This is a genomic window from Arcanobacterium pinnipediorum, from assembly GCF_023973165.1.
GTDB lineage: Bacteria > Actinomycetota > Actinomycetes > Actinomycetales > Actinomycetaceae > Arcanobacterium > Arcanobacterium pinnipediorum.
Map to the genome: position 1 here is coordinate 1,620,593 of NZ_CP099547.1, position 13,739 is coordinate 1,634,331.

Consider the following 13,739-nt stretch of genomic DNA (forward strand, 5'->3'; position numbering starts at 1 on the left):
TATCGCAAAAAGCAAGACAGGGCGTGACTTTAGTGTGCGAGCGTCAAGGGCATAACCTTGGTGAACAAACCTCAAAGACCCACCGCTTTCGAATGAACTTATTACACGCTGGAGAACTAAGAGTTTGCATAAAAGTTGTGGGAGCGACACAACCGCTCCCACAACTTCGCTAAAATCTATGCATTCTCAGCGCTCAAACATTAAGCTCTGCGGAACTTAGTCAATGCTGAACCCGCACCTACCAATAGCACCAGCAATGCTAACGCCCAAGGAAGATTCAACCCAGTCTTCGCTAGCTGGGATGAAGCCACCGCAGCGCCAGAAGCAGCCTGCACGTCCACATTTGTTGAAGCGCTCGAAGAAACAGCAGTGCCCGAAGCACCTGGAGCACCCACATTCTCCACAACAGCCGGCAGGTTTTCTGTTACTGTTTCATTTCGCTCCACAACGCGCCCCGCGGCAGAATCGATTGTCTTGGCCGGGGTGAGTTTGAGAGCCGGAATAACCTTCTTCGCCGGCACCAACTCCAATGCCGGGATTACTTCGGGTGTTGGCTGATTGGCTGGTTCTTCCCACTGCGCCCATGCCTTACCGTCTTTAAAGTAGAAGTAGGCGGCATAACTGCCTCGAGCCTGCAAAACGGTGGGGGCAAAAATCGTGTAACGTCCTTCTGCTAGCGATTGCGGTAATTCGATCTCAAGTTCGAGCGTCCCTTCGGCCGTCGTCGTCGCCGGAATGGCGGCAACAGTATTACCTTGGGAATCGACTACTTCGAGGCTAATTATTGCGTTTTTACTAAAGGTAGTATCAGCACCAAAATCCTCTGGCTGATAGGAGGCGATCTTTAAGGAACGCGATTTACCGGCAACCTCAGCAACTGAAATTCCGTGTCCGGAGTGTGGCGCAATCACTGAACGGTAGTCAAGCTGTAACTGACTTTGCTGACCAACCGCGAAAATTGTAAAGCTTTGGGCGCTAGTGTTAAGCGGAATCCACACATCGGTTTCGACGTGACCGGCCTGGTCTGCAATCAGAGTTGGCCCTTCGATCAAAGGTTCCCCATCGTTGAACGCAAAGGAGATTTTGACTTCTTCACCCGGTTTGAACGGTTCAGCTTTGGTGCCATCTTTCAAGATGAGTGCATTGTGAGAAGGATATGAGGAAATATGAACTCGATCTCCTGGGCGAGGGATGAGATAGTTTAGCGCTCTACCAGCAAACGTTGTGGGCAGGTTCGAACGACCTAAAGTGATCTCTTTGCTCTGTGTTTGCAAACCTGAGCCGTCTTTGAGGCTCACGCATGTTGCAACTACAGTGTAATTTCCCGCTGGCCATTGCGAGGCGTTTACTGCTTCAGTCCGTGATGATTTAGGCAACGAGATTTCATGACCGTTAAACAGCACGCCAACTTTTACTGAGCGTTCGTTTTGAACTGAGCAGCCAGTCGCCTTCCAAGACAGGGTTCTACCCGTAGGAGATTCTTGGAAATCTGCGGATTGTATTACCAAGTCAGAATTGGTGGCGGGAGGAGTTGGCCCTTCAGGGTTTACTGGCCCTTCAGGGTTTACTGGCCCTTCAGGGGTTTCGTCTGGAGTTTGTGCAACTGTGACGGACTTAGTGAGAACGGTGGGAGCTAGCCATTCCGGGGAACATTTGGCAGTTAGCGTATAGGTTCCGGCCGGTTGATCCTTGAGTGAGAATTCTTCGAGCCCATCAATATCAATGATCTGCCCGTCGCGTTTTAGGGTAATCTCGGGTTCTTGAGGTGCACGGCATCCGGTTGTTCGCCAGGTAAGTTTCGCCTCGTCACTCAGGCCAACCTGATCAAAGTAGAGAGTGAAGGGACCATCGTCGTCATCGCCAGTGTTGTTTGGCTGATCGGTGCCTGTGCCTGGTTGGTCAGCCAGGGCATCAATTTCGAGGGTGACGCGGCGCTTTTCAGGGGCCAACCACGCGGAATATTGACAGCTCGCATTCAGCGTGTAAGTACCGGCGTCTTGTGCACTGAGCTCTAGCTGAGTGCTACCCTCAATAGGAATTTCAGTTCCTGCTTTATCTAAGGAAAACGTAACTTTCGCGGTTTCTCCTGCGACGGGCACGCACTGGTCGTAACTCCATTCAAGGTGTCGGCCATTCCCGTCACGCACTTCTTCTAACGTGATAGAGAATCCGGCTTCCGGCGATGTCACAGCGCTGGCTGGCGCTATCCCCGGGATAACCACAAGAGATGCCGTAGCGAAAGCAACAAGCACATGTTTGTTGAACTTCATCATGTTCCAATCAATAATAATTTCCAACAATGTAACTGCGGTTAGGTTAGCCTAACCTCAGTAATGTTATTCTATACATGCCGATTTTCTCAACGGGTTTCTAAAACATGAACTAGTCATTTGTGATTATCTAGGCGTTAGACATGACGTGATCTTTTGGATTACCGCGAGTGTGGAGCGCATGGGGAAACAAAAGTAGTCCACATCGATCAAGAATCGGATTATCTCATTACATCATTGGCCGATAAATTTGAGGTATTCATTCGTGGTCTGGTCAATGGAGAAGAATTTGATTCACACTAAATACACATCTATATTCTGTGTACATGTGCAATAATCCTCAGCAACTACAATTACATATTCCCAGCTATGCTGAGCTAAGCTACCGCCAGCAGTGGATGGGCGATCCTGAGATGATGTCCTACAATGCCGGGTGGCACATATCGCATCCAGGATACGATAATTCGACCGGGTGCATCGACTGGCCCCAAAGCGAATGGCAACAATTTCTCGATGTGTACTGCTCAGATGCTACGCGCGCTGGCTATTTTTACTTGGCGCATACGCCAACACATCAATTTATTGGACACGCGCATTACCGTATTGTCGACGACGAAGCCCACATCGGGATCAATGTTATTCCAGTTATGCGCAACCAAGGTCTTGCTTCTTTGGGGTTGCGGCTATTGCTGGACCACATACAGGTTGCAACATCGGCTCGTGTTGCGGTCAATGAATTCGAAAGCTCTCGCTTGGCTGCAGTGCGGCTACATCACAAACTTGGATTCATAAAACAGGCGACGGCGGAATCTGATTCTAGCGTCCATCCCGCCACCGGTGAGCCAATTGTGCGGTGGGTTTATCAGTTTTCGCCGCGCCACGACGCCACAACGCTCCTGGAATATTGATTCACAGGAGCGTTTGACTAGGGTAAGAATTTCCCTATGTAGTGATTGGATGTTGCCGGTAATAGTTAGCGATATTTTCCTTGGTGATAAGCACGTTACATGATTCAGCCGGACCTAATTCGCCACGTGCATCCTTCCACGGTTGCTCTTCATGAGTGCGGTAACTCAGATCCCTTCCAGAGAGATCCCCTAGGGTTGCATACACATAGTCAATGATCGCAATTTGCTCATCACTAAGTTCATCACCGCAAGGTGGAATATCTTCTTGAGAGACGAAAAAATTTCCGCGATGCAATCGATATAAATCTACAGCTACCGGACCTGCACGCCAGGCTTGAAAATCAGAATCAAAAAGCGGGAGACCTGTTGTCGATAACGCATGAGCCTGCGAGTAAAATACAAGCTTTTGCAACTTCATGGTAGAAAGAGACCTCTTCTTGGAAAGAATGTGCCGTGCAACATTGTTAATACTTACCATATTCGCCTCCTTAAACCAGTATTAGTATTCATCTACTATAAGTACAAATGTACCCAGTTGATAATGTTATGTTCAATACTTCAGTTTCTCGTTCTACCGCTAAGAAGAAGAACAAAGTTCTGAAAGATAAGAGTATCCCCCCGGTGATCCTGCTTTTGAAGCGATATCAGTCGTGTAACGTTGGCGCAACCAATGTGTACCTGTAACGCAAGAGTGCTTTCGTATCGTCATGGAATGCGCGCAGGAACTTCAGGGAGCTGTCGCAACTTTTCGGATGAAACGCGTAAAATCTATAGTTCATAAGATTCAGCGTCCACACGGCAATTTTGAATTAAGCACATTAGACGACGTGGGCGGCTGCCGTTTAATTGTTAATTCTCTCGAAGACGCTGAAAAGGCGAAGAAATTCTTAGTAAAACAGCTTAATATTACAGATCCAAGGCAGACTAAAGATTATATTGAAAAGCCTAAACCAGACGGCTACCGTTCCTGCCATCTGCTAACACGCCGTGAAAGCAACGGTACGAAATATCGTGTGGAAATCCAGATAAGAACCAAACTTCAACACTACTGGGCCACTGCTATCGAAGTTTTTGATGAACTGTATGGAACGTCAATCAAGAGTCCAAATAATACTGAAGCAGGTCACGAAGAAGCTCCTAAAGACCTTCCGGAATCTCTTGCTATCGTTTCGCAGTTGTTCACCTTGGAAGAAGACCTTTCGGCCGGTGACAAAGTCCCTAAGTCAAAGGAAGAACTTTTACAAGAGCTCGCCACAATGGCTAAATTCCGATCTGCCATTGACGATATGGAAGATGCGTGTAGTGACGTTCTTGAAAGTGCAGACGAGAATAAAGTGGATTCTTCGATCTTCATTTTATCTTTTTCAAAGGACGATCAATTTCTTTCAGTACAGCCCTACACATCCGAGCAATTGGATAAAGCTTTGGAAACTTACGCCCAGCTAGAACAAGACATCGAATCAAATGGGCACTCACCTACTAACGTTGTTCTCGTTCACGCAAAAGGCATGCAGGAATTGCGACTGGCATACCCTAACTACTCAGCGAATGCACCAGATTTTATTAAAAAAGTAAGACAGTATTTTGCTCTCGCCGAGAAATTTTAGCTACGCTTCGATTAATTCCTGAAACATGTGTGCTTGCGTTTCTTAGTGTTCCCTGAAATCTTTATAATTCGCCCACGTGGGACTGGGCTAGGAATTAGGCCAGTCCAGGAGCAGGTTTAGCGTGTTCAAAGTTTCCCTCAAACACGCAGTTGTTGCAAATTCTGCAACAACTGCGCCGATGCCAATATATACGAAAAAGTCGTTGCAGTTTCCAACGTTACAGAGTCAGATTACAGCTCATCATATTTCTTCGAAGTCCCTCGCGCCTTATGGACAGGATATTTTACAGAGTTCTTCAACATCTTTGATCGGATAATACTCGGAATATCGAACTGCATATCATCAGCAAGCATAAAAGCGTAAATTAAAACATCCGCAAGCTCATCAGCTATCTCTTCCCGCTTCTCAATTGCTGCTACATCTGAGGGCAACCATTGAAAACACTCCAATAATTCAGCAGATTCTATCGAAATAGAAACTGCTAAATTCTTCTCAGAATGAAACTCACGCCAATTTCTTTCATCACGGAAAACATTTAATGCTGAAATAATTGTCTCCAACGTGTTCTTATCTTCCATAATCATTCCTTGTTTGACGATGATGTAGCGTTTTGTAATGCCCTACGCAACTCTTTATCTACTGCATAAATGTAGAGCCCATTCACTCCTCGGGTTAAAAGAACATTCAGCTCATTTCTTAAAAGTTCTTCGGCGACTGAGCGTTTGGAATTATCACTCATTGTCCTGCGCTTCTTAGCATTTGTATTGCAACTTGATGTCTCATCAAAAATAATATGCCCATCACGATACTTTACTGATTCCCCAATGATCACTCCTGCATAATTCAAATCAAAACCCTGAATGGTGAAAATCGAACCAACTTCGTTAATGGTTTGCTCTTGTTCTGCCCAAGATAAACCTTTATTACGCTTCCGGAGTTCCCTACTCTCTGCAGATTTACTAGTCCGCTTAATTTCACGATTCCATGGCAGCGACCAATCGCCGATTGTAACATCCCATGTCTTACCATTTTCTGGAGATCTACTTGCGCTATACGCCCAGTCATATGTGGCCAATAATCTAGATAAACCATGTTCAACACTACTTGCTTTCATCGAGATCGCACTATGGAGCTCTCTTGGATCATCAAAAATTCTGATCTCATATTCTCCAGTATCATCTGGGCATGGTTCAACAATGCCCTTATCGATAATTGATCGGACCCACTTAATAACTTGCACCGGCGCATCCATGCGCATTTGATTTTTTAAATGAATAACCGTGGAAGTATTACGTTTAAGCCATTCTCCGTACACTGAATCTGCATATTGGTTAAAAGCCAAAATCTGTTTTTCATCATATACTGCAATGACAACACGTGCACGTTCCAGCAAGTCAGCAAGCTGATTTTTACCTTGATAGCTCATTTTACCTTGGGTCAACAATAGATGAGCTTCATCAACCAATATCACATCTGCTTTGTCGCTAACACTACGCTTGTTAATAAAGATCGTGGGTTTGGTTACTGTAATATTACTCCCCGAGTTCAAACCCAGTTTTTCAGCGATTTGCTGATATACCAGCAATTGTTCATCATGGTTGACAAGCATAATAACTTCAGCATCGGAAGGATTTACGATCGAGCCGAGAACAGTTTCTTGGCTATCTGTCCGGAACTGCGACAACTCGTAGAATAAGTTACTAAGTAAAACAGTTTTACCCGAACCAGCTTCTCCAGAAACAAGTATCAACTGCCCCGTCTTATCATTATGGAGAGCTTGGATCGCCGAATCATATATTTTACGTTTAGCATCAACCTGTTCATCTGTCAGTTTATGAAACGGCGAAGCCTTGAACATAGCCGAATCTCTAATTACTCTCTCAATTGGGAAAAGAGCACTGTTTTGTTTACGTAATTCTCTCCAAATCTGATGGAAAATTTCGTCAAATTGCTCCTGCGTATAGTACTGGCGTTGTGGATTCGATCGACCGTTGTAAAGTCGCTGAATCTGCGGAGCGCCAAGAAGCCATGACATTAATCTATTTTCGACATCTAGTGTCAACGATTTATTGAATAGCGTATTTCCAATTACATGCAATGTCGCATCTGCTTTTTTAACTTCTGAATGCCAGTTATCCAATGCATATTGGTTAGGATCTAAATGCTGTTTTGTTCGGCTTTGTATATCGTTCGTCTCCCCGATATACACACTAAATTTTCCTGCCTTTTCATGCTCGATGACGTAAACTGCAGGATAATCGAATAAATATTTTTCGAGACTTTCCTTCAAATCACTACTATCGATTTGTGCATGAATATTCTCAATAGCTTCATCTGTGAACGGAACAGATTGTATGTATGTTCGTGGTCTCATTCTTCTACCCATCAAAAGCTGTTGCAATGGAGCAAGAATCAAAGATTAGACCCGTAATGAAGTCTTCTAGATTACCTTTCCAAGCACCTTTCCTATATTTCATTTTCGAAGATTGCCTGCTTTTTTACCACCACTAAGACTCGTTTGCGTCTGGTTTTATATCACAAAAGTTACATCGATACCTTGTTCTACCGTTGAACTGCTCAGAACATGCTTGCTTAGTGTTTGCGCATCTGGATTCCTTCGGTCGTGCTGACGGACAATATTAACGGTTCCAGTGCGTAGATATGGAGAGTTCAGAACCGGCCCTCGCTTCATCACTAAATATGGAACTATACAAGGGATACTCGTTTTAGGTAAACAAATCCCACTCGCCATTGGCGTACTAGTTGGCGCAACTGAGAACAGCATTTTCCCATATGGAGTTAGTGGATCTGCACTAACTCCTCTATTAACCACCAGCAGCATGGCCAACTAACATCACTGCAACCCATTTGTAAAAAATCCGCCCGATTTTTTACACGTTCTGCGGATATGTAAAAATGTTTTACATATCCGCGAGACATTCGCTATACCGTATGCGTTACTCAGGAAGTTTCGCCTCAAATAGTAGATCCAAGTATTGCCTATTGATGAACAACACATTCCGGCCCACCTTATGCCGCTCTAATACACCAAGCTCGACAAGTTTTTCAGCATGCTTGCCCGCGGTAGGACGACTGATATTCAGCTCCTGCGTCAAATCTGAGAACCGCAAATACGGCTTTAAAAACAACACATGAGCAAAATCGCGAGCCGGCATACCTCCGTCATGTAGCACGCGAATAGTATCTTCAATCTGGTTCCGAATAGAATAAATAATATTGCTTGTCCACTGTGAGGTCACCGCAACAGCATCAAGCATAAACAGCACCCACGGAATCCATTCATTTTTCTGCGTCACGTTGTTCAACAAACGATAGTACTCATCCTTATGCTGAACAATATATCCGGAAAGATAGGTAATCGGCTGACGAAGCAAACCCTCATGAACCAAATAAAGCACGTTAAGAATTCTGCCAGTTCGCCCATTACCATCCGAAAATGGGTGAATCGCTTCAAACTGATAATGCAAGAGAGCCAGCTTAACTAGCGGATCCAACGACGTATCATCATGAAGAAACGATTCCCACTTCGAAAGATGATCAAGAATCACATCTTTCCCTTCAGGCGGCGTATAGATACGTTCTTTCGTAGTCGGATTACCAATATATGTACCGGCGTTCGACCGAATATCCATCTCAAACCCAATAACTGTTGAACACACTAATTTAGCCGTATTGACTGCTAACGGGCGCTCGCGAATCACATCGAATCCGCGATAGAGAGCGTGGGAATAACGAAGCGCCTCGCGCGTTGCCCCTGAAGGAGTCTCGATGCGATGGGCTGCGCGAAATAGTTCTTCATTCGTCGTCACGATATTTTCAATTTCATTCGATGCGCGCGCTTCTAGCAGCGGAATAGAATGAATGAGAATATCTGGATTAGGTATCAGTTCTGCTGCCGCATCGGCTCTCGCTAAATACCGAGCAGCCTTAACCAAGGCGCGAGCAACTTCTGCAGTTTCGATACCTTCAGGCGGTAGCGGTGGCAGGTTTTGAAAGGACTTCATCGGATCAACACTCCTACTTTCAGATTAACCTACACAAACCCATGTGTAAAAATTCCGCCCGATTTTTTACACGTTCTTCGGATATGTAAAAACCTTTTACATATTGTTTTCCGGTGCGCGTCTTATTTTCCGGTGCGCGTCTTATTTTCCGGTGCACGTCTTATTTTCCAGCCCGCATTAGCCGTTCTTCGCATGCCGTTCTTCCCATGCCTTTTTTCATTCACAACCACCCAATCTGCCTATTTGCCTATCGTTACCCGGCAATCCATGACAGTATGAAAGAATGAGTAGTTCTTTCCCTAGTTTTGCCAACCCGCTAATTGCCCGATATCGCCGTACCGGGCGATATTTCCTTGCGCTATCTTTGCTATTGACACTCTTTTTCACTGCAATGGCCATCTTAGTATTAGTGCTGGCTAAGACTGATGAAACTATTCTTACCAGTGCTCTTGGTCTGTTATTCTTGCCAATCGTTTCACTCATCTTCCAACGCTATAAGCTCGCCGTCCAACGCATCGGCATAGCACCGGTTTCACCAACACAATTTCCGGAAGTCTACGAAATTACGAAACAAGTCTGCGCTGACGCAGGTTTAGCGAAGATTCCGCCTATTTTCGTCACCACCGATCCTGCAATTGATCCATGTATTCAAAGTCCCGGAACACGCCCGATTATTCTTATTGGCATGGATTTCCTATCCGGTTGCCGAGAGAATAACACCCCGCATGCGTTGCGGTTTATGATCGCGCACCAGGTTGCACATTTTGTTTATAAACATAATTCTCCAGCGTGGATCATGGGCTGTTCGGCGGTTATTGCTACTCCAATTCTCAACACTTTCTTCCGCAAACATTGTGAGTTCAGCGCCGATGCATGGGCTGGTTTATACGCCCCAGAAGGTAGTGCGCTAGCGATGAGTCTTTGCGTTGCCGGTAAAGACAACTATTTGTTTATTAACACCCAAGACTTAGCGTCATTCCGTCGTCGTTCTCGGCGTGGATTGTTCGCTATTATTGCCTACTACAGCGCATTGAAAGTTTCGGTTATTGAACGTACGAAGCGCCTTCATTCCGATAACCTGCTAATCCCGGTTGCTCCATTGACAGACCATTCTGAGTTGCTCCCGAAGGATTTATTGGCGACGTGGCAAACCCAGTACATTGATGGTTTCGCAACCAAGTAGTGCGGTTTTATCGACGCTAACCCGCCAATGGCAATGAGTAGGGGCTGGTTGTTGAACAATAGTGCGTTCAACAACCAGCCCCTCATCATATTTTCGCATTGAGGCTTCGGATTCGTTAGGTCTTGAGGTTAGTTCGTGCGCCGGTATGCGCGATAGCCAATAACTCCTCCGCCCGCAAGTAGTAACGCGAGTGCTACCCAGCCTAGTGCACCAACACCCACTCCAGTACGAGCGAGGTTCGACGTCGATTCAGTTACCTGCTGGTGTGTCCCGGCAGGTTGTTTGTGACTTGGCTGTTCCATACCGCCAGGTTGCTTAGCACCACCGGACTGCTTAGCGCCACTCGTATTGCCAGGCTGCTCAGTACCACCGGGCTGCTGAGTATCACCGGGCGTTTCGGTATCCGAATCCCCTGGAGTCTGCGGTTCGCCCGGAACCTTCTTCCCCAACACGTGTAGTGCCGGTAGCGCAGCTAAGACGATAGAACCGCGGCCAGTTGGATTTCCGGCTCGATCTGCACCCGCAATCATGAGCATTCCAGCATAGTCATTAAACCCATTGACCACACCGACTGCACGCCCCAAGCGGTCTGCATTGCCGTTGATTTCTACCTTGTACGCAGGGTCAATCTGTGCTAGATCGACGCTACCTCCCAGCGCATTGCCTGTTTCAGTAGCCGGCTGGATTAACGGGTTATCAACGCTACCTGTCAATACTGAGGTGTCAAAAGCAACCACGCGCGCAGCTTCAGAAGAACCCAAAATAATTGTTCCGCTCTTCCCCTCTCGCGCTGGCACGCCAGACATGCCGTAACCCAAATAACCAGATGGTCGTGAATCGGTGATCCACCAGCCACGGCTACCATTGCTATCTGTGATCGGGAGGCGAGCTGCCGGATCAATCGTGACCGTATTATGCTCCTTAGCTCCCAACACAACAGCTACTGCACCGTTTCCATGCGTTGGATTGGCAGCAATCATGACATCGGCAAAACCGTCGTCGTTAATGTCGCCAAGTGGTGCAACTGCAATACCCAAGCGGTCTCCGCCGCGAAGTGGGCCTTGGATAGCAAAACCGTCAAAATCGTCAAAGACGTTGACTGTACCGCGCGCTTTTCCGGAAACAACCCACGCCATACCCGTCTTTGGCGCCTGGGCATTCGTAGCAGTGGCATAATAGCCACCTACAAGGAAATCATCGACGCCATCGCCGTCAACATCGCCTGCTTGGGTCACGTTGAACACCGGCATATCCGTATTCCCCACGATTCGGGTGAGCACCCGATCCGAGTCTTGTAAGGTCACCGGCGCGTTCGACGTCGATCCGGCAATGATTGTTACTTCGCCGCGCTTGTCTTTTCCACCTGCTTGGGAGACGACGGCGAGGTCGCCAAGACTATCACCATTGACGTCACCTGCGGCAGTTACGATCCATCCGGCACCGATTTTCGCTACCGATGAGGAGATTTCAAATCCCTTATCGGCCAACTGATCGAGATGGATCGGTTCGGTTGACTCAGTTCCAAAGACGACGTAGCCGCGGTCAGCTTTATGGCTAGAAATACCGATATCTGCCTTTCCGTCACCATTAACATCGCCCACACACGCTACATTGAATCCGGTTAAAGAACCTGGAGTTGGGCCATAGATTTTCAACGCCCCAGTTGCTGGATCGTCAAGATCGCCTGCCGGTGAACCATTGGGAAGAACGTAGGCTACGCCAACCATACCGGTTGCTTTTTCTTCATGCGCCCACGCTCCCACAATAATATCTTCTTTGCCATCTCCGGTAACATCACAAGAATGCTGAGCAATGGCCGAACCGGTTGCAGCGCCCGGTGCACCATACCACTGTGCAAGACCTCCCTGCGGAATTGCCGGAGCCGGAATATCTGCTGGCGCTTCGGGTTGTTCTGGCTTCGCAGGCGCCACGTTTTCCTGGACGTTAATCAGTCCATGTGGCTCATTCGGGTCAGCTCCGGGTGCTGGTGGCTGGAATTGCAGCGATTCGAGTTCGTGTGCGTTAGTGATCGGGTTTTGGGAAATATCTACCCGATACGGCTTCGTGAGATTCTTCAGTGGTGAAACATCAGTGATCTGGTTTTCGCGTACCGATACAGTGCGAAGTTGGCTGAGCGCTGTCAGCTCAGCAATTGACGAGATTTCGTTGGTGCCGAGCTCGAGATTATCTAACGCGGTGAGGTTTTCGATGCCTGCTAGAGACGTAATTTTGTTGTGGTGAGCACGCAAATCACCCAACTTCACTAATTGTTCAAGCGGCGTTAGCGACGTGATCTCGTTTTGTGCCACGTTAAGAAAAGTCAATGACGAATAGCCCGCGAGTGCAGAGATATCGGTGAGGTTATTCTTCAGCAGTGACAGATGCGTTAAGTTCGGGAATTGCCCCATGCCCTCAACAGAGGTGATCTCATTGTTAGCCAGATAGAGTTCTTTAAGGGCTGGTAGCGCGGTGAGTTTAGATAAATCTCGAACCTGGGTTTTATCCACTCGCAATACTTCCAACTTGGGAAGATTGTTCAATGGACTCAAATCAGATACGTGTGTTTGGCTCAAATCGAGAACTTTCAGATTCTGTGCCAATTCCAAGCCTTCTAGGCTATCGATATCACGTCCAACACAGTGTAGCTCAGTTAGCTGTGCGACATGTTCAGCGGTCACGACGCCGTTTTCCCCGATCCGATGCTCTGGCACCAGTCGAATACATGAGCGCAGTATGCGATCCTTAACTGGCGATGCGCTATGGTCTCCATCGGGCTGTGCTGGCGGGAAAGGTAGCGGTGAAGGCTGATCCGGTTGTTCATTTTCCGGCTCGTCAGGTGTCACATCCTGTGGTTTTTCTGCCTTGGGCTTGACCGTAACGTTTAGGTTTCCATTAAAGAGCAACGTGGCCCTAAACGACGCCGTGTACGTGCCTTCGGTTTCGAAAGTTGCTCCTGGTTCATAAGGATGGGATTGTTTGCTCGGGGTAACTACACTGCCATCTTGAGCCTTAATTACTGGGACTGGGTCTCCAACGTAACGAATGAGGTCAGGTTTTTGCAGTTTCGCGTCAATCTTTGCAGTTAGATCTTTCAGCGCAGAAAGGTCATACACGTAGTTCTTCCGCAGGTCCAGTTTCTTCAGATTCGTCAACGCCGCAAGCGCGCTGACGTCTTCGATCTTGTTATCATTAAGCGAAAGCGTGGTGAGCTTCGTTAGTTTACCTAAGTCCGAAACATCGCTCAGCTGCGCCTGGAACAGACTCAGCGAAGCTAATTGCGGTAGCGCTTCCAAACCTGCAAGAGATTTGATCTCCACTTTCTGCAAATCAACAGACGCTAGCTTCGGATAGTTACCTAAAAATGTCAGATCATCAAATTTTCCGCCGTCAAAACGGCACTGTAGCTGGGTGATATCCTGCTCGGCAACTCCATCCTCGCGCGCTTGATCGGCAATACATCCAGCCAATGTTGCTTGCGGGTTTTCATTCGCAAATGCTGGCGGAGCACCAATCCCCAGAGATATCACGCTCAATGCAGATACGAAACTAACCATACGACGTCGTCGTAGATGATTACTCATTTTTCTCCCTGTACACTAATAAAAGACCACGCGGTCTGTTCTTTTCTTCAGCTAAGAACGTTAGATGCAGTTCTGCCTCACCGTCGCTGGTCACCGTGGGAGTCTAGGTGCAAGCTAGGCTCCCACAGCTTCATCCGCGTCAGTGAAAACAGAGTCACTACCTAA

General features: G+C 47.2%; 9 protein-coding genes. 3 read left to right on the top strand and 6 right to left on the bottom strand.

Annotated features, from left to right (window positions below; genetic code table 11):
- Positions 1-200 precede the first annotated feature (200 nt).
- Positions 201-2,273: a hypothetical protein gene (locus NG665_RS07245; protein WP_252673042.1), complete on the bottom strand. Its 2,073-nt coding sequence runs from the start codon at positions 2,271-2,273 to the stop codon at positions 201-203.
- Positions 2,274-2,596: 323 nt separating this feature from the next.
- Between NG665_RS07245 and NG665_RS07250 the strand changes: the two genes are divergently transcribed.
- Positions 2,597-3,178 (top strand): GNAT family N-acetyltransferase, encoded by a 582-nt coding sequence (locus tag NG665_RS07250; protein WP_252673043.1) that lies wholly within the window; start codon positions 2,597-2,599, stop codon positions 3,176-3,178.
- A 34-nt stretch (positions 3,179-3,212) separates the two neighbouring features.
- Here NG665_RS07250 and NG665_RS07255 read toward each other — a convergent pair whose 3' ends face one another.
- The gene (locus NG665_RS07255) at positions 3,213-3,656 is read right to left on the bottom strand and encodes a Panacea domain-containing protein (RefSeq protein ID WP_252673044.1); all 444 of its coding nucleotides are present in this window, start codon (positions 3,654-3,656) and stop codon (positions 3,213-3,215) included.
- A gap of 274 nt (positions 3,657-3,930) precedes the next feature.
- Here NG665_RS07255 and NG665_RS07260 point away from each other — a divergent pair, with 274 nt between their 5' ends.
- Complete coding sequence (locus NG665_RS07260; RefSeq protein ID WP_252673045.1) at positions 3,931-4,785, top strand: RelA/SpoT domain-containing protein; 855 nt, start codon at positions 3,931-3,933, stop codon at positions 4,783-4,785.
- A 230-nt stretch (positions 4,786-5,015) separates the two neighbouring features.
- Here NG665_RS07260 and NG665_RS07265 read toward each other — a convergent pair whose 3' ends face one another.
- The 3 genes from NG665_RS07265 to NG665_RS07275 all read right to left on the bottom strand — a co-directional run bounded on the left by NG665_RS07265 (position 5,016) and on the right by NG665_RS07275 (position 8,810).
- On the bottom strand, positions 5,016-5,363 hold the full coding sequence (locus NG665_RS07265; RefSeq protein WP_252673046.1) for a nucleotide pyrophosphohydrolase: 348 nt from the start codon (positions 5,361-5,363) through the stop codon (positions 5,016-5,018).
- A 2-nt stretch (positions 5,364-5,365) separates the two neighbouring features.
- On the bottom strand, positions 5,366-7,201 hold the full coding sequence (locus NG665_RS07270) for a DUF2075 domain-containing protein (RefSeq protein ID WP_252673047.1): 1,836 nt from the start codon (positions 7,199-7,201) through the stop codon (positions 5,366-5,368).
- Positions 7,202-7,742: 541 nt separating this feature from the next.
- Positions 7,743-8,810 (bottom strand): Fic family protein, encoded by a 1,068-nt coding sequence (locus tag NG665_RS07275; RefSeq protein WP_252673048.1) that lies wholly within the window; start codon positions 8,808-8,810, stop codon positions 7,743-7,745.
- Between the two features lie 283 nt (positions 8,811-9,093).
- Between NG665_RS07275 and NG665_RS07280 the strand changes: the two genes are divergently transcribed.
- Positions 9,094-9,993 (top strand): M48 family metalloprotease, encoded by a 900-nt coding sequence (locus NG665_RS07280; RefSeq protein WP_252673049.1) that lies wholly within the window; start codon positions 9,094-9,096, stop codon positions 9,991-9,993.
- Positions 9,994-10,121: 128 nt separating this feature from the next.
- Here NG665_RS07280 and NG665_RS07285 read toward each other — a convergent pair whose 3' ends face one another.
- Positions 10,122-13,574, bottom strand: coding sequence for a leucine-rich repeat domain-containing protein (locus NG665_RS07285; protein WP_252673050.1), 3,453 nt, complete (start codon positions 13,572-13,574; stop codon positions 10,122-10,124).
- Between the last annotated feature and the right edge of the window lie 165 nt (positions 13,575-13,739).